Raw genomic sequence first — 19,651 nt, 5'->3', positions numbered from 1 at the left:
GATTAACGCGTAAGGATCACAAACTGGCCCGGTGTAATTCGCCAGGGCTGCCATAATCGTTAATGACTTTAAACGTCAGCGTATTGCCACTGGTTCCGTTCGGTAACGGAAAACGGGCTGTGCCTGAAGGCATCACGTACGTGACATCGTCAAGCTTCTTATTACCCAACGTAATTTCATTGAAATTGATAACGTACGGCGTAGGGTTATTAACCTGAAGGGTATTTCCCGCACGACGCCAGGTTAATTTATTGGCTTGCTCCTCGGGGGTAGACGCACGAAGAGTCTCTGGTCGATAAATTAATTTGATGCGCGTTTTGACGGCAATTTGCAGCGAGTTCATCTGCTTTGAGGCTGAAGGAATAGCTTTAATGTTCAGCCAGAATAAACTCTCCCGCCCCTGAGGCAGTGAGCCGGTCATGACAATACGCTCAAGGTTCTTTTGCCCGCCGTCCAGCCGATACAGTGGTGGCGTAATAATAAAAGGCGCTTTACCCGATTGTTCATCCTGAACATCTATCCACGACTGGATTAAATAAGGAACATTATCAGGATTAGTAATACCTATTGACGCCTCTTTTTTAGTCCCATCAAAAATAATACGGGTGCCGCCAATAATTACTCCTGCACTGACGGATGTTAACGTCAGCGGTAACAGCGCCATAGCCAGGCCCATTGTCGTGATAAAACGCATTTTAATACCTCATAAAACAAGGGGCCGGGCGGCCCCCTGCTGATTACTGCAATGACTTAGTTGTATACCACTGAGAAGTTTGCGACCGAGTTAGCCGGGCCCGCGGTCACGGATGCCGCGGTGGAGATATACTGCGCGTAGAAGTTCAGTGTATTATCAGCCGTACTGCTGAGCGGGTAAATATAGCTGTTGCTGCCGTGCAGCGGCAGATCGGCTTTATCTGCCGTCATCAGGTTAATCGCCACCCCGGTGGCCGCCCCCGCCACGGACGTATCAATCGCCAGCAGGCTGGCGTTGGTTAAATCCGGCGTGCCGTCAAAACGGACTTTTGCATTGGTGACCGTTACCGGACAGTTTTTCAAAATAATATTGAATTGCGTCGCAGCCGTTCTCGCCCCGGTTGTCGGGAATTCCGTTTTATAATAATCGCCTAATACCACCACCTGATTCTGGGATGCCACATCAACGTCGCAGGCAGAATCCAGAATATTCCCGTTAAAATTAACGGTACCGGCCGCTGCGAATGCATTGGTCATGGTGAGTACAGAACCTGCCGCTAACATTGCCATCATCAATTTTGTATTCATAATTTTATATCCCGTATTACTTTATTTATTACCGACATTCAGTTGCAGAAACAAAAGACCTTCCGACGAGTCAAAATTTATACAACTCTTTTTCCGCATACAATCAATTTTGAGGTCTAGCTGTAGACCCTCTTTTAACAATTACAAAACATATTCACTCGGAAACACCTTAAGAATAATGGCCAAAGTCTACTTTTAGACCTGAATAAAAAAGGTTTCAATTTCAATTAATTAAGACTCAAAAAAAAGCGAGTCTATAATTAGACTCGCCGCAAACATTCCCTGATCTGCTGGTTTTTAAGATAATTCTTTATGCCGATCAAAAAATGATCGCATCAGTCAGTGAGGTTTCACATGAATACCCGTTTCGCGCCTGAGTCAGATATTGATAAGTCAACAGTGCTCGGCGCTAAGCCTTTTAAGCACATTGAAAAAATAATCGATAATGTTTTGCCGCATGCGGAGAGAAGCATTATTGCCAGAGGAGAAATTATCCATTATTGCTCCGGCGATACCCGTCAATGCTTTTTACTGTTGCATGGCAGCGTGGCGTTACACCGTCGCGGGGACGGTATCGTCTTAAATTCTGAATCCGCGCCATTTATACTCGGCGTGAGCAGCCAGTTATCGTCTGAACACCTGTACGTCAGAGCGCTGGAAACTTCAGAGGTGGCCAGCGTTTCGCTGGCGTGTTTCAATCATGTTGTCGCACAACAGAATTTATGGGAGCACTTCTCAAACCTGCTGATCTACACCGCATCGCGCGTCTACGAACATTGCGCCCAGATATCGCAAATGTCGGCTTATGACATTATCCGCTTTCAACTGGTTGAGTTAATGCAGGAGCCGGAAGCCATAAGACAAAACATTACCGCCGCAGCCTATATCAAAAGCCGCACCTATCTTTCACGCAGCGGCATTATGCGGATCCTCGCGGAGTTGCGGACGGGGAAATACATCACCATGGAGCGTGGCGTACTAGTTGAGATCCATCACTTACCCCGTAAGTACTGAGGCTGTATTTATCTCTGGAGAAGGTGGAAAAGAAGAGCGACACTATAGAGAGTACAGTCTCTTTCCAGGTTTACGCTATGTCTTCTGACAAACCATCGCATCGCGGCTCTCCCTATGCTCAGGAACTGATTTCTCATTTACAGCCGCACTGCGCCACGCATAAAACCGATCCCGGCGAGCAACTTGATCTCCAGGTTGACGGGCAGAGCATGTGTTATTTAATTCTTGATGGCACGGTCGCCATATACAGAAGAAGCGACGACATGATGCTTTCAACGGCGCGCAGTCCCGCCCTGTTTGGCCTCGCTAACCTGACGGACATTTATTTTAATGACTACCTCCGAACGGTAACGCCTTGCCTGATTGGTGTGCTCACGACCGATCGGGTGGCTCAAATTATCAAAGAGAAGGCGCTGTGGGGGCTGCTTTCTAATCATCTGATGTTTGTCTATAACCGCCTCTATCACAACGTCATGCCGAAAGGCGCGCCAACCGCGTACGAGATGATTCGCCAGCAGCTCGTGCTGCTGATGCAGGAAGATGACAGCTACCGACGCAGCGTGACGGCGGAAAGGTATATCAGGGATAAAACCCATCTTTCCCGCAGTGGCGTAATGCGGATCCTGGCTGATCTGAAAACGGGTGGGTTCATCGAAATGGAAGAAGGCCGGCTGATTAAAATTAACAAACTGCCTGCCAGATACTGAATGTCAGACACAAAAAAGGCCGCGCTTGCGGCCTTTTCTTCACTGCTTAATGGACGTGAACGCCCAACCGCCAGGCAAAGTAGATCTCTTCTTTCAGTTCGTTTGAAGAGAGCGCCAGCAAATCCGTAAATTCCAGCTCAAGCTGTTTCAGCTTTTTCAGGTACTGCGCGGGAGACAGATTGCTTTTATCGCGACGTAAATATTCAATTGCCAGCTGTGTTGGGGTTATTTCAGTATCCATGATGTCCTCGCTTATGTTCAAAACGTGACCAGTATATCACAATCAGGCGGCTAATTTTTGACCAAAAGCAAGACATCTGGAAACTTTACACAACGGCCGTCGTCAGCCTGGATGAACAACACAGGCGATCCTGCTCGTCCAGAATATCAATCTGCCACACCTGATGACGGCTTCCGGCATGCAGCGCCCGGCAGACGCCGCGCACGCGCCCGCTGCGAACGGAGCGGATGTGGTTGGCATTGACCTCCAGACCCACCACCTTCTGCTCTCCTTCCGTACACAGGTAGCCCGCCACCGACCCCAGCGTTTCGGCCAGCACGACGGACGCGCCGCCGTGCAACAGGCCAAACGGTTGATGAGTACGGCTGTCTACCGGCATCGTCGCTTCCAGTTCGTTGTCGCCAATGCGCGTGAACTGGATATCCAGCAAACCGACCATGTTCTCCGCGCCCATGGCATTTAAGGCCTCCAGCGTGACCGCACGTTTCCAGATCATCCGATAATCTCCAGTAAAGCCTGCAATGGATGGCGGACGCCGTTACCTTCCACCCGTTTCACCTGGCTGCGGCAGGAGTAACCCGTCGCCAGACAGCGGTTGCGTGGCAGGCGCTGCATCGCCTGATGCCATGACAGCTCGTAAATGCCGAGCGAATTAGCGTGGTTTTTGACTTCATGGCCGTAGGTTCCGGCCATACCGCAGCAGCCCACGTTAACGCTTTCCAGCTTCGCGCCAAACCGGGCAAAGATAGAAGCCCACTGGGCAGGCGCCGTCGGCAGCGCCGTCACTTCAGTGCAATGCCCAAACAGATACCAGGCTTCTCCACTCACCTCCTGAGTGGGCGTTTGCGTCAGCACCGCAGGCAGCCACTCGTGCACCAGTAAGACCTGAAAATCACCGCGCTTATCGCCGAGCGTCTGCTTATATTCATCCCGGTAACAGAGCACCAGCGCCGGATCGACGCCCACCATCGGCATACCGAGCTGCGCCACGCGATTCAGAAAATCTGAAGTTTTCTGCGCGGTTTTCGCAAAGCGGGTGAGGAAACCTTTTATGTGCTGCGCCTTGCCGTTCGGCGAGAACGGCAGCACCACCGGCTGGTAGCCGATTTTCTCGGCCAGTCGGACAAAATCGGCCACCACCTGGGCATCGTAATAGCTGGTAAACGGATCCTGCACTACCAGCACCACCTTCGCTTTCTGCTCAGGGCTTAATGCTTCCAGTTGTTCCAGGGTCATGTTCGCCGAGCGGTGCCCCACCAGCCGACGCTGGAGTGATGGCACCGACAGCAGCGGCAGGTCCACCATGCCGATATGGTTTTCTGACAGTTTGCGCACCAGCGGCTGGTTGATAAAGAAGTTAAAGGTTTTTGGCGCACGGGCCATCAGCGGCGCGTAACTCTCCACCGTCGCCACCAGATGATCGCGCATCGGGCGCAGATAACGCGTGTGGTACAGCTGGAGGAAGCGGGAACGGAATTCCGGTACGTCAATTTTAATCGGGCACTGGGTTGAACACGCCTTGCACGCCAGGCAGCCGGACATCGCCTCTTTCACCTCATGCGAGAAATCGTATTCGCCTTTGTTCGCATGCCAGCTATTGCGGGTGCGTTCGATAAGCCCGCGCAGGCTGGCGCGTTTTTCCGGCAGCTCCTGTTCCAGCTTGAGCGGGTCAACGCCGCGGTCGGCCAGCAGGCGCAGCCATTCGCGCACCAGCGTGGCACGCCCTTTCGGGGAATGAATGCGGTTGCTGGTGATTTTCATCGACGGACACATCGGGCTTTTCACATCGAAGTTGAAGCACAGCCCGTTGCCGTTGCACTCCATCGCGCCGCGCCAGGAAGCGCGTACCGCAATCGGAATTTGTCGGTCATAGGTGCCGCGCTTGACGGCGTCCACCTGCAACATCGGCGCATCAATGCCCTCCGGCGGGCAGATTTTTCCCGGGTTGAGGCGGTTATCGGGATCAAAAGCGGCTTTCACCTTACGCAGCTCGGCGTAAAGTTTTTCGCCAAAAAACGCCGGGCTGTACTCGGCGCGGAATCCTTTGCCGTGCTCGCCCCATAACAAGCCGCCGTATTTGGCCGTGAGGGCCACGACCTCGTCGGAGATCTCCTTCATCAGGATCTCCTGCTGCGGGTCGCACATGTCCAGCGCCGGGCGCACGTGCAGCACACCCGCGTCCACGTGCCCGAACATGCCATAGCTCAGACCATGGCTGTCGAGCAGCGCGCGAAACTCCACAATATAATCAGCAAGGTGTTCCGGCGGCACGCAGGTATCTTCCGCAAACGGAATCGGCTTCGCCGCCCCTTTCGCGTTGCCGAGCAGCCCCACCGCTTTTTTACGCATCGCGTAGATTCGCTCGATGCCGGAGAGATCGTTACACAGCTGCCAGCCAATGACGCCGCCTTCCCCCTGGGCAATCAGCTCGTCCAGACGCTGGCAGAGCGTGCTCACCTGGCTCTCAATCAGCTCTGCGTCATCCCCGGCGAACTCGACGATGTTCAGGCCGAGCATCTCTTTATCCGGCACGTCAGTAATCAGTTCGCTCACCGAATGCCAGACGATATCTTCCCGGGCCAGGTTCAGAACTTTTGAATCGACGGTTTCCACCGACAGCGCCCGCGCCTCCACCATAAACGGTGCATTACGCAGCGCGGAGTCAAAGGAGTTGTATTTGACGTTCACCAGACGGCGCACCTTTGGCAACCGGGTGATATCCAGACGCGCCTCGGTGATGAAGGCCAGCGTCCCTTCTGACCCGGTCAGTACGCGGGTAAGATCGAACTGGCTCAGATCGTCATTAAAGACATGGCGCAGATCGTAGCCCGTCAGGAAGCGGTTGAGCTTCGGGAATTTGTTGAGGATCAGTTCGCGATTTTCGCGGCAGCGCTCCAGCACGGTACGATAAATCCGTCCGCTGGTGGTGCTCTCTTTTGCCAGAGTTTCGGCCAGCTCGATCGGCATCGGTTGGGTATCGAGGATATCGCCCCCCAGCAGCACCGCCCGCACACCCATAACGTGATCGGAGGTTTTGCCGTAGACCAGCGAGCCCTGCCCCGAGGCATCGGTGTTGATCATCCCGCCAATGGTCGCGCGGTTACTGGTGGAAAGCTCTGGCGCAAAAAAATAGCCGTAAGGTTTCAAAAACTGATTCAGCTGATCTTTGATCACCCCCGCTTCCACTCGCACCCACCCCTCTTCCGGGTTGATCTCAATGATGCGGTTCATATAGCGGGACATATCAATGATGATGCCCTGGTTCAGCGCCTGCCCGTTGGTACCCGTCCCGCCGCCGCGTGGGGTAAAGACCAGGGTGCTGAAACGCTCCTGCGACGCCAGACGGGCGATGAGCGCAACATCGGCGGTAGAGCGCGGGAAAACGACGGCATCGGGAAGAAGCTGGTAAATACTGTTATCGGTCGCCATCGTCAGCCTGTCGGCATAATCGGTGGCGGTGTCACCTGTAAAACCCTGTTGCTCCAGTGCCTGCAAAAAATTAAGCACCAGCTGAACGACGCCCGGTGCCTGAGAAATCTGTGGGATCATTGCTGTCGACCCTAATGAGAATAGTGTGAAATCGTTTGCGTTGTGTCTGGAAAGTTTTATCACATTTTTTTCTTATGTGCTTCGTAGAATTACGGGCAAAATCCGCCTGTCAAAAATCGCTGAAATCACTAATGATTAGAGAGATGCGGTTTATATTCCCATCAGCCTTGCTGGTGTTCATTTAAGGAAAGTTTCGTTTATGGTCAATCTTCGTCAGCCCAGGGATGTCGCGCAGATACTGCTGTCGGTGCTGTTCTTAGCCATTATGATTATTGCGTGTCTGTGGATTGTTCGTCCTTTCGTGCTCGGATTTGCCTGGGCCGCGACCGTCGTCGTCGCAACCTGGCCTTTACTCTTACGTTTGCAGAAACTGCTGTTTGGTCGCCGCGGCCTGGCCGTGCTGGTGATGACGCTGCTGTTGTTCCTGCTGTTTATTATTCCCATTGCACTGCTGGTTAACAGCCTGGTTGACAGTAGCGGCCCGGTTATTCGCGCGGTCACCAGCGGTGATATGACGCTGCCGGATCTCGCGTGGCTGAACAGTATTCCTGTTGTGGGCGCAAAACTGTACAGCGGCTGGCACAGCCTGCTGGAGATGGGCGGTAGCGCCCTGATGGCCAAAGTGCGTCCGTACATCGGCACAACCACCACCTGGTTTGTGGGGCAGGCTGCGCACATTGGTCGCTTCATGATGCACTGTACGTTGATGCTGGTCTTCAGCGCCCTGCTGTACTGGCGCGGCGAGCAGGTTGCGCTGGGGGTACGTCATTTCGCCACCCGACTGGCAGGTAAACGCGGCGATGCGGCCGTGCTGCTGGCAGCCCAGGCCGTCCGCGCGGTAGCGCTCGGCGTGGTGGTCACAGCGCTGGTGCAGGCTGTACTTGGCGGAATCGGGCTGGCAATTTCCGGCGTACCTTATGCCACCATTTTCACCGTCGTCATGCTGATGACCTGTCTGGCTCAGCTCGGTCCGCTGCTGGTGCTGGTTCCCTGCATTATCTGGCTTTACTGGACGGGGGACACGACCTGGGGCACGGTGCTACTGGTCTGGAGTTGCGTGGTGGGCACCATGGATAACGTGATCCGTCCCCTCCTCATCCGCATGGGCGCTGACCTGCCGCTGATTCTGATCCTGTCCGGGGTGATCGGGGGGTTAATTGCCTTCGGCATGATTGGCCTGTTCATCGGTCCGGTGCTGCTTGCGGTAACCTGGCGTCTCTTCTCCGCCTGGGTGCATGAAGTGCCGCCGCCGGGAACCGACCCTGACGTCATCTTAAGCGAACTTGAAGAACTGGAAGATAAGAACGCGCAGTAAGAACGTAGGCCGGGTGGCGCTAACGCTTACCCGGCTATACTCTCCACAGCAATACTTAAACGTTGCTAAACTATTTATTCTCTGCACACTGGTCAGACCCGCCTTTTTCTGCCTAAAACCGTCATTCTCTTCAAGAAATCTTTACCTGCCTTTAACTATTGAGACGAATCCGATCGACTCAAAATCCTGGCATGCCTACTATTAAGACACGGTTATAAATCAACACCTTGATTTATAAGCATGGAAATCCCCTGAGTGAAACAACGAATTGCTGTGTGTAGTCTTTGCCCATCTCCCACGATGGGCTTTTTTTTATCCTTTTTACGCCCGTGTAATGTCACAGCGGCTGAGCATGCGCCATTCCCCCGCCAGCTCCCGCGTCTCCCCGGTTACCAGCACGTTCACCACCTCGCGTATATCCGCCGAGGACGCGCCAACCTGTAGCTCAAATTCCCCTGGCTCGACAATCCGCTTCCCGTCCCGGCGGGTGAAATTAAACATCTCCACCGGCAGGGTAAAGGTCAGCGTGGCGGTTTCTCCCGGTGAAAGCGTAACGCGCTGGAACGCTTTCAGCTCCTGAAGCGGACGCACCTGCGTGGCGACCTTATCGCGTACGTACACCTGTACCACTTCGCTGCCGCTGCGCTCGCCGGTGTTGGTGATATCGACGCTTAACGCCACCTCTCCGTCGATCGGGACGCGGCTTTCCGCCAGGCGGGCCGCGCCCCAGCGAAACTGCGTCCAGCCGAGACCGTAACCGAACGGGTAAAGTGCGCCGAAATGGAACGCAAACGGCGTGCCGCCGCTTTTCAGCTTGTGGTTATAGTAGTACGGCATCGCCCCGGCGTTTTTCGGCACGCTCACTACCAGCCTGCCCTGCGGCTCCGCGCGGCCGGTTAAGACATCGGCAATCGCCCAGCCCCCTTCCTGCCCCGGCGCCCAGGCCATCATCAGCGCGGCCACCTTCTCTTCCAGCCCCTGAAGGTTATAAGGACGCCCACCCGTCATGACGACAATCACCGGCTTACCGGTTGCCACCAGCGCCTCCAGCAGCTGTTGCTGCACGCCCGGCAGATCCAGCGAATCGGTATCCGAACCTTCCCCCACGGTGCCGCTCTGGAATAGTCCGGCGAGGTCGCCCACGCAGGCTACCACCACGTCACTCTCTTTTGCCGCGCTCACGGCGTCGGGGATCAGATCCGTGCGTTGTGAAACCGGCGATTGCTGCATCGGTTTACCGCCGCTTTCGCCCGGGAACACCGGTGCGCCCGCCATCCGTTTTTCGATAATGTGGCACCCTTTGGCGTAACGTACCTGTGATGCGCCAAGGTACTGTTCCAGCGCCGCGCGCGGGGTGGTCACCTGCGAAGTCTCTTCAACCATATCGCTGATAATCAGGTGAACCGGGAAGCTGTAGCCGCTCAGTAACGCCAGTGGATCGTCCGCCGTCGGCCCCACTACCGCTACACGGGGTTTTCCGCCGAGGGGCAAAATGCCGTTATTTTCCAGCAGCGTGATCGATTTTGTTGCCACCTCGCGCGCCACCTGCCGGGTCGCCTCATTCTGCAAATCGATACCGTCTTCGTCGGCGTACGGTTTTTCAAACAGCCCAAGACGGAATTTTTCACTGAGCACGCGCGCCACAATCTCATCCACTTTCGCCATTGAGATAAGCCCACGCTCTACCGCTTCCGCCAGATGACGCGCGCAGTCATCCTTCGGCAATTCCACGTCCAGCCCGGCGTTAAACGCCAGAGCCGCCGATTGTGCTGGATCGTGAGAAATCCCGTGGTGCTGGTGCAGCAGGCTGACGCCGCCGTAATCCGCCACGATAATGCCGTCGAAGCCCCACTGTTCACGCAGCACGGTGGTGAGCAGAAAATGGTCGCTGTGCCCTGGCTGATTATCAATGTCGTGATAGGCTGGCATCACCGAACCGGCGTTGGCCAGCTTTACCGCCATCTCAAACGGCAGCAGGAAGGTATCGTTTAGCTCGCTGAAACCGAGATGGACCGGCGCATGATTGCGCGCCCCTTCGCTGAAGGAGTGGCCGACGTAATGTTTCAGGGTCGCCAGCAGATCGCGCTTATAGCCCTGCAACCCCTTCACGTACGCCGTCGCCATCACCCCTACCAGCCACGGATCTTCTCCAAAGGTCTCTTCCGTCCGTCCCCAGCGCACATCGCGCGAGACATCCAGCACCGGGGCCAGCCCCTGCTGGCACCCGACGGATCGGGCCTCTTTGCCAATCTGCTCCGCCGCGCGCTGCACCAGCGCCGGGTCCCAGGTAGAACCGTAGTTCAGCGACGACGGGAACAGCGTTGCATCTTTGCACAGCAGCCCTACCAGACACTCTTCATGAAACAGCGCCGGAATGCCGAGCCGGGTCTCCTCCATCATCATGCGTTGCAGGCGGTTGGCGGCACGCACGCCGGTTTTTGCATCAACAATGTGCGTGCCGAGCGGGCGGGTGATCTGCCCGACGCCCAGCTTCAGCCTTTCGCTGAGGGACGCCTGTTCACTCACGCCGGCGAATTCATCGCTCAGATCGCTGCGCTCGCGGTGGTTGCCGTGTTCATCGAGGATCAGCCAGTACGCGTGCATCTGGGCAAATTTCTCTTCCGGCGTCATACGCGCCAGTAAATCAGCGACACGCTCGTGTACGGAACGTCCCGCGTCCTTGTAGATCGCAGTCATGGTTTACTCCTGTAGTGCGGATTGGGTTGCCGGGCTGAGCTGCCCCGTATCGTTTCGACTATCGCGTTTGCTGGCCAGCTCGCGGGCGATGCTGTCCACCAGTCGGCTGTTAAGTTTGTAGATGGCAAGGAGCGCCACCATGCAGAGGAACAGCACGCAGGGGATCAGGGTGAACAGGGCATTGATGGTTGCGAGAACGTGAGGCGCCTGGTTTGCCTGACCCGGCGCGTAATCCACCATGCCAAGCACCCAACCGACCACCGCCCCGCCCAGCGCCAGCCCAAACTTGATGGCAAACAGGGCGGTAGAAAAAACCAGCCCGTCAAGGCGGCGGCCGCTACGGTGTTCTTCGTAGTCCACCACATCGGAGAACATGGTCCATTGCAGCGGCGTGGTCAGGTTCTGAATAAAACTAAACACAATATTCAGACCGAATATCAGCCACACCTGTGAAGGCGGAATGAAGAAAATCAGCGCGCCAAAAATAACGAAAGAAATAATGGTCCACTGATAGGCACGCACCCGGTCAAATTTCCCCAGCAGACGTTCAGATAATAATGCGCCGCTTAAGGAGGCCACCATGCCGGAAACAATAAAGGCAAAAACCAGTTCCGGACGTAACAGAACATAGTTAACGTAATACATGGTCGCAGAGCCACGCGTCACGACGGCGGTTAACAGTAAAATATTAAACAGAAAAACAATTCGCCACTGGCTATTGGCGGCCAGCAGTTTTAAATCCTTCAGCATCGAGCCGGAGGTGTCATTGCGCGGCGAGTAACGCTCCCGGGTCATAAAGAAGCAGCAGAAGAATAAAACAATACCCAGCAGCCCCATCAGGCTCATGGCATAGAAATAGCCTTTTTGCACATTCCCCTGGCCTAATAATGAGACCAGCGGCAGCGCGATGACGGTTACAATCAACCCGCCGATAAACGACAGGCCAAAGCGCCAGGATTGCAGCGAGTGGCGTTCGCGCGGGTCGAGCGTCAGCGCGCCAGGCATGGCACAGTAAGGGACGTTAATCGCGGAATAGATCAGGCTCAGGATGGCATAGGTTACGCAGGCATAGACAATTTTTGCCGTCGCCCCGGCATCCGGTACGTAGAAGGTAATCAGGCAGCTCACGCCAAACGGAATGGCAAACCAGAGCAGCCAGGGACGAAAACGACCGTGGCGGGTCTGAGTGCGGTCCACCAGCGCGCCAATGCACGGGTCGACAAACGCATCGACCACGCGCACCACTAAAAACATGGTGCCCATAATGGCCGCAGGCAAACCGAATACGTCCGTATAGAAATAAGCGAGAAATAACGTTGCCGTTTGCCAGACCAGCGCGCTGGCCATATCGCCGAGGCCATAACCTATTTTATCTTTGGTACGTAATACAGAGGAGATTGTCATTGTTATTTGCCTTTTTATCAGGTTAAAACGTATTTCAACCAGTCGCGCATCATCCCGACGGATGTACGCGGTAAGGCTCAAGTATTAGCAACGCCCTGCCCGCTAACAATTGTCTAAATTAACAGATAAATTATGATATTTGGTTTTTTGCTTTATTTGTGATGGTGAGCATATTCGCAGGAAAATAAAAAAGGCGAGGACAGATATCCTCGCCTTTTTCAGGTTGTGCAGGTTTTACTTGTTCAGCTCTGCCAGGCTCATCCAGGTCTGCACCACGGTGTCCGGGTTCAGGGAGAGGCTATCAATCCCCTCATCCATCAGCCAGGCCGCAAAGTCTTCATGGTCAGAAGGACCCTGGCCGCAAATCCCGACATATTTACCCTGTTTCTTCGCCGCGCGGATGGCCATGGAGAGCAGCGCTTTCACCGCCTCGTTACGCTCATCGAACAGCTCAGAGACGACGCCGGAGTCGCGGTCCAGGCCGAGCGCCAGCTGCGTCATGTCATTCGAGCCAATGGAGAAGCCGTCGAAGTGCTCCAGGAACTGCTCGGCCAGCAGGGCATTGGACGGGATTTCGCACATCATGATGATCTTCAGCCCGTTCTCGCCGCGCTTCAGCCCCTGACGCGCCAGCTCGTCCACCACCGCTTTCGCCTGGTCCACGGTACGCACGAACGGGATCATGATTTCCACGTTGGTCAGCCCCATGTCATTGCGCACGCGTTTTACCGCCTCGCACTCCAGCGCGAAGCAGTCGCGGAAGCTTTCCGACACGTAGCGTCCGGCGCCGCGGAAGCCCAGCATCGGGTTCTCTTCTTCCGGCTCGTAGCGTTCGCCGCCCACCAGGTTGGCGTATTCGTTGGACTTAAAGTCCGACAGACGCACGATCACGCGTTTCGGGTAGAAGGCCGCGCCGAGCGTGGCGATCCCTTCCGTCAGACGACCCACATAGAACTCTCTCGGCGAGTCGTAACCCTTCATCATCTCGCGGATTTCGTTTTGCAGTTTTGCGTCCTGGTCGTCGAACTCCAGCAGCGCACGCGGGTGCACCCCGATCATACGGTTAATAATAAATTCCAGACGCGCCAGGCCCACGCCTTCGTTCGGCAGGCAGGCGAAGTCAAACGCGCGGTCCGGGTTACCGACGTTCATCATGATCTTCAGCGGCAGATCCGGCATGGTATCCACGCTGGAGCTTTTCACGCTGAAGTCGAGGATATCGGCATACACGTACCCGGTATCGCCTTCAGCGCAGGAGACCGTCACCTTCTGGTCGTCCTTCATGCGCTCGGTGGCATCACCGCAGCCGACTACCGCCGGGATCCCCAGCTCACGGGCGATAATAGCCGCGTGACAGGTACGGCCGCCGCGGTTGGTGACGATGGCAGCCGCTTTTTTCATGATCGGTTCCCAGTCCGGGTCGGTCATGTCGGTTACCAGCACGTCGCCCGGCTGAATGCGGTTCATTTCGCTGATGTCGTGGATCACTTTCACCGGACCGGCACCGATGCGGTGACCAATTGCGCGGCCTTCCGCGACAATTTTGCCCTGCGCGTGCAGGGTGTAGCGCTCCATGACCTGACCACGTGAACGTACGGTTTCCGGACGCGCCTGCACGATAAACAGCTTGCCGGTGTGTCCGTCTTTCGCCCACTCGATGTCCATTGGACGGCCATAGTGTTTTTCAATCTGCACCGCCTGCTTCGCCAGCTCTTCCACTTCGGCGTCGGTCAGTGAGAAGCGATCCCGCTGCTCCTGCGGCACATCCTCAATGGTGACCTGTTTGCCATGCTCTTGCGTCGGAGCATAGATCATGCGGATTTTTTTCGAGCCCATGGTGCGACGTACCACTGCCGGGCGGTTAGCCGCCAGCGTAGGCTTGTGCACGTAGAATTCGTCAGGGTTTACCGCCCCCTGCACCACCATCTCGCCCAGACCCCACGCGGAGGTGATAAACACCACCTGGTCGAAGCCGGATTCAGTGTCGATAGAGAACATCACGCCGGAAGAGCCCACGTCGGAGCGCACCATGCGCTGTACGCCTGCGGAGAGCGCGACGCCGCGGTGGTCATAGCCCTGATGGACGCGATAGGAGATGGCGCGGTCGTTGAAGAGGGAGGCGAAGACGTGCTTCACCGCCACCAGTACCGCCTCGTAACCCTGGACGTTCAGGAACGTTTCCTGCTGACCGGCGAAAGAGGCATCTGGCATATCTTCCGCGGTGGCGGAAGAACGCACGGCAAAGGAGGCCTGCGCGTCGTCAGCGGAGAGCTGGTTGTACGCGTCGTGAATGGCTTTTTCCAGTTCCGGCTGGAAAGGTGTGTCGATAATCCACTGGCGGATTTGCGCGCCGGCTTTGGCAAGCTCGGTGACATCATCAATATCCGTTTTATCCAGCAGGTCGTAAATGCGCTGGTTTACACCGCTCTGGTCTAAAAACAGGTTAAACGCATCGGCGGTTGTGGCAAACCCGTTAGGTACGGAGACACCCATACCGGACAGATTTGTAATCATTTCACCCAGGGAGGCATTTTTGCCCCCAACTCTGTCTACATCATTCATGCCGAGTTGGTTATACCAAAGCACCAGCGGTGACGAGCCATTGTTGGACATCGAAACAATCCTTTTGTGATATTTGATCGGAGTAAGAAACACCTGACTACGTATTTATACTGGCATATTTATTTCCGCTAAAAAAACGGTGAATCGTGTAAGCAATTTAAATTTTCAACTTTTCGGACAGTTTCCCGGCACTCGCTAACCCGATGATTCCTATAGATTCCGGCAAAAACCATAGAAATAAAGCCGCTATTCGAAAAATGAAGTCCACTTTTCAGTAAAATCAAAAACACCATTTCATTTTAAATTCAGATAAGTTCTTTGCTGTGAAATTAACTTTTTTAATTTATGCTTTCAGGCAATTACGTACGCTATTCAGGGTGGATAAAATGGATAATGCTGTCGATCGCCACGTTTTTTATATTTCTGATGGGACGGCGATAACCGCCGAGGTGCTGGGACACGCGGTGATGTCGCAGTTTCCGGTATCGATAAACAGCATCACGTTGCCGTTCGTGGAAAATGAGAGCCGGGCCAAAGCGGTCAAGGACCAGATCGACGCCATTTACCAGCAGACCGGCGTTCGTCCGCTGGTGTTCTATTCCATTGTGATCCCTGAGATCCGCAACATCATTTTGCAAAGCGAGGGCTTCTGTCAGGACATCGTGCAGGCGCTGGTTGCTCCCTTGCAAAGCGAGCTGAAGCTCGACCCGACGCCGATCGCCCACCGTACCCACGGTCTGAACCCCGGCAACCTGACCAAATACGATGCGCGTATTGCCGCCATTGACTACACCCTGGCGCACGACGACGGGATCTCCCTGCGCAATCTCGACCAGGCGCAGGTGATTTTGCTCGGCGTGTCGCGCTGCGGTAAAACCCCCACCAGCCTTTACCTGGCCATGCAGTTTGGCATTCGCGCCGCCAACTACCCCTTTATTGCCGATGATATGGATAACCTGGTGCTGCCCGCCGCGCTCAAGCCGCTCCAGCATAAGCTGTTTGGGCTGACCATCAACCCGGAACGACTGGCAGCGATCCGCGAAGAACGTCGCGAGAACAGCCGCTACGCCTCGATGCGCCAGTGCCGAATGGAAGTCTCCGAAGTCGAAGCGCTGTACCGGAAAAATCAAATTCCCTGGCTGAACAGTACCAACTATTCAGTAGAAGAAATTGCCACCAAAATCCTCGATATCATGGGGCTGAATCGCCGCATGTACTAATATGCTAGTACATTATTCCGGTTTCAGTTATTATTACGCCATCCTCGGGGCGACGTGCCCCGAACTTGAAATCAGCAGGGATTGGTTTAAGGTGATGCCCATCACTTCCCGGTAGTCTGCCGATGAAGCAAAAAATTTCTGAGACATTCCATGAATAAAACCGACGAACTGCGCACCGCGCGCATTGATAGCCTGGTCACACCGGCTGAACTGGCCCGGCTGCATCCCGTTTCCGCCGAGGTGGCGGACCATGTGACGGCCTCCCGTCGCCGCATCGAAAAAATTCTCAATGGTGAAGACAAACGTCTTCTGGTGGTGATTGGCCCCTGCTCCATTCACGACCTCGACGCGGCAATGGATTATGCACAACGCCTTCAGACGCTGCGCAGCACGTATCAGGATCGCCTGGAGATCGTGATGCGTACCTACTTTGAAAAGCCCCGTACCGTCGTGGGCTGGAAAGGATTGATTTCCGATCCCGATCTGAACGGTAGCTACCGGGTGAATCACGGTATTACGCTGGCGCGCAAGCTGCTGTTACAGGTTAACGAGCTGGGCGTGCCAACTGCCACCGAATTTCTGGATATGGTGACCGGACAGTTTATTGCCGACCTCATTAGCTGGGGCGCGATTGGCGCACGTACCACCGAAAGCCAGATCCACCGTGAAATGGCGTCGGCGCTCTCCTGCCCGGTGGGCTTCAAAAACGGAACGGACGGCAATACCCGAATTGCCGTAGATGCCATCCGCGCGTCACGCGCCAGCCATATGTTCCTCTCCCCGGATAAAAACGGCCAGATGACCATCTACCAGACCAGCGGCAACCCGTTCGGACATATCATTATGCGTGGCGGTAAAAAACCGAATTACCATGCAGAAGATATTGCCGCCGCCTGCGAAACGCTGGCGGAATTTGACCTGCCGGAGCATCTGGTGGTGGATTTCAGCCACGGCAACTGTCAGAAACAGCACCGCCGCCAGCTGGACGTCTGCGAGGAAGTTTGCCAGCAGATCCGCAGCGGCTCGACCGCCATTGCAGGAATTATGGCGGAGAGTTTTATCAAAGAAGGCACGCAGAAGATCGTCGCCGGACAGCAAATGGTCTACGGCCAGTCAATCACCGACCCGTGCCTGAGCTGGGAAGACAGCGAGCTGCTGCTGGAGATGCTGGCTTCAGCCGTGGACACACGCTTTTAAAATCCTGCCGGGTGACGCTACGCTTACCCGGCCTACGGTACGTGCCCTTCTCCCTCTCCCCGTGGGAGAGGGTCGGGGTGAGGGCATCAGACCGCACCTCTCCCCCAAATTTGATCCCGTCACACAATTTTCACAAAAACGCTTGCCGTGAATTTGCAGTTTATTGATAATGATTATCATTGTTACATTGATTGTTATTTATAAACATTATGTCACCTACCGATAACAGCGCGGCAACGCCAACAAAAACACAAACAGCACCGTCCCCTGCTCCCACCGATCGCCGAATCGACAGCAAAAGCCTGTTGGGTGAGGAGGGACGGGTCATTATCGAGCATGACGGCCAGCACTACCTGCTGCGCCAGACCAATGCCGGAAAACTGATCCTGACTAAATAAACCAGACAACACATTCGCCAGCCACCCAGGTGATCCCCAGGCAGCCAGCGCTTTTCAATTCTTATGGAGAGTTGCTATGCCACACCTGCAATCCGCGTCTTTACGCCCGTCTCTTCTGGCGCTGGCGATTGTCAGCACCCTGCCGGGCGTTACGTTTGCCGCCGCAGACGAGATCACCGTCACCGCCACCGGCAATGCCCGCAGCGCCTTTGAAGCCCCCATGATGGTGAGCGTGATTGACGCCACCGCGCCGGAAAACCAGACCGCCAGCTCCGCCGCCGACCTGCTGCGCAAGGTGCCCGGTCTGACGCTGGACGGCACCGGGCGCACCAACGGTCAGGACGTTAACCTCCGGGGCTATGACCGCCGTGGCGTGCTGATACTGGTGGATGGCGTGCGCCAGGGCACTGATACCGGACACCTGAACAGCACGTTCCTCGATCCGGCGCTGATCAAACGTATTGAAGTAGTACGTGGTCCTTCCGCCTTGCTGTACGGCAGCGGCGCGCTGGGCGGCGTAATTTCGTATGACACCGTCGACGCCAGCGATCTGCTGGATGCAGGTAAAAACAGCGGCTATCGCGTATTTGCTACCGGTGCAACGGGCGATCACAGCATCGGGATGGGCGCCAGCGCCTATGGCCGCACCGATACCCTGGACGGTCTGGTCTCCTGGTCCAGCCGCGATCGCGGCGACATTCGCCAGAGTGACGGCGCGAGGGCGCCAAACGACGAATCCATCAACAATATGCTGGCGAAAGGCAGCTGGAAAATCGATCCGGCGCAAACGCTGAGCGGCTCTCTGCGCTACTACAACAACGACGCGCAGGAGCCGAAAAATCCGCAGACCACGGATGCCAGCAGCAGTAACCCGATGACCGATCGTTCCACCATTCAGCGCGATGCCCAGCTTGGCTACCGCATTGCGCCAGCCGGAAACGACTGGCTGAACGCCGATGCGAAAATTTACTGGTCCGAAGCGCGGATCAACGCCCAGAACATCGACGCCAGCGGCGAGTTCCGTAAGCAGACTACCAAAGGCGGCAAAGTGGAAAACCGCACCCGCCTGTTCAGCGACTCTTTCGCCTCGCACCTGCTGACCTACGGCGGGGAATACTATCGTCAGGAGCAACACCCTGGCGGCGCGACCACCGGCTTCCCGGACGCGAAAATCGACTTCAGCTCCGGCTGGTTGCAGGATGAGATCACTCTGCGCGACCTGCCGGTAACGCTTCTCGGCGGGACGCGTTACGACAACTACCGCGGCAGCAGCGACGGTTACGACGACGTGGATGCGGATAAGTGGTCATCACGCGCCGGGTTAACCGTGAGTCCAGCCGACTGGCTGATGCTGTTCGGCTCTTACGCCCAGGCCTTCCGCGCGCCAACGATGGGCGAGATGTATAACGACTCGAAGCACTTCTCTATCGGCAGCTTCTACACCAACTACTGGGTGCCGAACCCGAACCTGCGTCCGGAAACTAACGAAACCCAGGAGTTCGGTTTTGGGCTACGTTTTGACGATCTGCTGCTCGCCAACGACGCGCTGGAGTTCAAAGCCAGCTACTTCGACACCAAAGCGAAAGATTACATCTCCACTACCGTCGATTTTGCGGCGGCCACCACCATGTCCTATAACGTACCAAATGCCAAAATCTGGGGCTGGGACATGATGGCGACCTACGCGACCAGTCTGTTCAACCTGGACGTGGCCTACAACCGCACACGCGGGAAAGATACCGACACGGGCGAATACATCTCCAGCATCAACCCGGACACCGTCACCAGCAAGCTGGATATCCCCGTGGCGCAAAGCGGCTTCTCCGTGGGCTGGATCGGCACCTTCGTCGAACGTTCAACGCACATCAGCAGCAGCTACAGCGAGCAGCCTGGCTACGCAGTGAATGATTTCTACGTCAGCTATAAAGGTCAGCAGCAGTTCAAAGGCATCACCACCACCCTCGTGCTGGGGAACGCCTTCGACAAAGCCTACTGGTCACCACAAGGCATCCCGCAGGATGGCCGCAACGGCAAGATCTTCGTCAGTTATCAATGGTAATTCCCTT

General features: G+C 55.6%; 15 protein-coding genes and 1 other RNA gene. 8 read left to right on the top strand and 8 right to left on the bottom strand.

Going from position 1 to position 19,651, the window contains the following annotated elements:
• Positions 1-16: 16 nt before the first annotated feature.
• Together ACOTY5_RS05090 and ACOTY5_RS05085 are read right to left on the bottom strand one after the other, a co-directional pair.
• The gene (locus ACOTY5_RS05090) at positions 17-694 is read right to left on the bottom strand and encodes a fimbrial biogenesis chaperone (protein WP_015570716.1); all 678 of its coding nucleotides are present in this window, start codon (positions 692-694) and stop codon (positions 17-19) included.
• A 56-nt stretch (positions 695-750) separates the two neighbouring features.
• Positions 751-1,281, bottom strand: coding sequence for a fimbrial protein (locus tag ACOTY5_RS05085; protein ID WP_015570717.1), 531 nt, complete (start codon positions 1,279-1,281; stop codon positions 751-753).
• Positions 1,282-1,635: 354 nt separating this feature from the next.
• Between ACOTY5_RS05085 and ACOTY5_RS05080 the strand changes: the two genes are divergently transcribed.
• Both ACOTY5_RS05080 and ACOTY5_RS05075 read left to right on the top strand, forming a co-directional pair.
• Positions 1,636-2,295, top strand: a complete 660-nt coding sequence (locus ACOTY5_RS05080; protein WP_015570718.1) for a winged helix-turn-helix transcriptional regulator — start codon at positions 1,636-1,638, stop codon at positions 2,293-2,295.
• A 77-nt stretch (positions 2,296-2,372) separates the two neighbouring features.
• Positions 2,373-3,002, top strand: coding sequence for a helix-turn-helix domain-containing protein (locus ACOTY5_RS05075; RefSeq protein WP_023296357.1), 630 nt, complete (start codon positions 2,373-2,375; stop codon positions 3,000-3,002).
• 46 nt (positions 3,003-3,048) lie between these two features.
• On the opposite strand, the gene ACOTY5_RS05070 is transcribed toward ACOTY5_RS05075, so the two are convergent.
• From ACOTY5_RS05070 to ydiJ, 3 genes are all read right to left on the bottom strand, one after another.
• Complete coding sequence (locus ACOTY5_RS05070) at positions 3,049-3,243, bottom strand: YdiH family protein (protein ID WP_003857766.1); 195 nt, start codon at positions 3,241-3,243, stop codon at positions 3,049-3,051.
• 85 nt (positions 3,244-3,328) lie between these two features.
• Positions 3,329-3,739 (bottom strand): 1,4-dihydroxy-2-naphthoyl-CoA hydrolase, encoded by a 411-nt coding sequence (menI, locus tag ACOTY5_RS05065; protein WP_015570720.1) that lies wholly within the window; start codon positions 3,737-3,739, stop codon positions 3,329-3,331.
• Positions 3,736-6,792: a D-2-hydroxyglutarate dehydrogenase YdiJ gene (gene ydiJ / locus ACOTY5_RS05060; RefSeq protein WP_045141504.1), complete on the bottom strand. Its 3,057-nt coding sequence runs from the start codon at positions 6,790-6,792 to the stop codon at positions 3,736-3,738. The genes menI and ydiJ overlap by 4 nt, the downstream gene beginning before the upstream one ends.
• A 199-nt stretch (positions 6,793-6,991) precedes the next feature.
• Here ydiJ and ydiK point away from each other — a divergent pair, with 199 nt between their 5' ends.
• Together ydiK and rprA are read left to right on the top strand one after the other, a co-directional pair.
• Complete coding sequence (gene ydiK / locus ACOTY5_RS05055) at positions 6,992-8,107, top strand: AI-2E family transporter YdiK (RefSeq protein ID WP_015570721.1); 1,116 nt, start codon at positions 6,992-6,994, stop codon at positions 8,105-8,107.
• Between the two features lie 208 nt (positions 8,108-8,315).
• An RNA gene (gene rprA / locus ACOTY5_RS05050) (antisense sRNA RprA) lies at positions 8,316-8,423 on the top strand.
• Positions 8,424-8,428: 5 nt separating this feature from the next.
• Here the strand turns inward: rprA and ACOTY5_RS05045 are convergent.
• The 3 genes from ACOTY5_RS05045 to ppsA all read right to left on the bottom strand — a co-directional run bounded on the left by ACOTY5_RS05045 (position 8,429) and on the right by ppsA (position 14,821).
• Complete coding sequence (locus tag ACOTY5_RS05045) at positions 8,429-10,804, bottom strand: glycoside hydrolase family 3 N-terminal domain-containing protein (protein WP_045141503.1); 2,376 nt, start codon at positions 10,802-10,804, stop codon at positions 8,429-8,431.
• Between the two features lie 3 nt (positions 10,805-10,807).
• Positions 10,808-12,208 carry an MFS transporter gene (locus tag ACOTY5_RS05040; protein WP_045141502.1) on the bottom strand — a complete coding sequence of 467 codons (1,401 nt, stop codon included), beginning with the start codon at positions 12,206-12,208 and terminating at the stop codon, positions 10,808-10,810.
• Between the two features lie 234 nt (positions 12,209-12,442).
• Positions 12,443-14,821 (bottom strand): phosphoenolpyruvate synthase, encoded by a 2,379-nt coding sequence (gene ppsA, locus ACOTY5_RS05035; protein WP_045141501.1) that lies wholly within the window; start codon positions 14,819-14,821, stop codon positions 12,443-12,445.
• A gap of 335 nt (positions 14,822-15,156) precedes the next feature.
• On the opposite strand from ppsA, the gene ppsR reads away from it, so the two are divergent.
• The 4 genes from ppsR (at position 15,157) to ACOTY5_RS05015 (ending at position 19,644) form a co-directional block, all read left to right on the top strand.
• Positions 15,157-15,990, top strand: coding sequence for a posphoenolpyruvate synthetase regulatory kinase/phosphorylase PpsR (gene ppsR / locus ACOTY5_RS05030; RefSeq protein ID WP_017384644.1), 834 nt, complete (start codon positions 15,157-15,159; stop codon positions 15,988-15,990).
• A 150-nt stretch (positions 15,991-16,140) separates the two neighbouring features.
• Positions 16,141-17,187 (top strand): 3-deoxy-7-phosphoheptulonate synthase AroH, encoded by a 1,047-nt coding sequence (aroH, locus tag ACOTY5_RS05025; RefSeq protein WP_045141499.1) that lies wholly within the window; start codon positions 16,141-16,143, stop codon positions 17,185-17,187.
• Positions 17,188-17,396: 209 nt separating this feature from the next.
• Positions 17,397-17,585, top strand: coding sequence for a hemin uptake protein HemP (gene hemP / locus ACOTY5_RS05020; RefSeq protein WP_045141498.1), 189 nt, complete (start codon positions 17,397-17,399; stop codon positions 17,583-17,585).
• Positions 17,586-17,661: 76 nt separating this feature from the next.
• A complete protein-coding gene (locus ACOTY5_RS05015) occupies positions 17,662-19,644 on the top strand; it encodes a TonB-dependent hemoglobin/transferrin/lactoferrin family receptor (RefSeq protein WP_017693583.1) in 1,983 nt (660 codons plus the stop codon).
• Positions 19,645-19,651 lie beyond the last annotated feature (7 nt).

Source organism: Enterobacter cloacae complex sp. SHL018 (assembly GCF_049237905.1).
Classification (GTDB): domain Bacteria; phylum Pseudomonadota; class Gammaproteobacteria; order Enterobacterales; family Enterobacteriaceae; genus Enterobacter; species Enterobacter hormaechei_C.
This window is presented reverse-complemented; position numbering and strand designations above follow the sequence as displayed.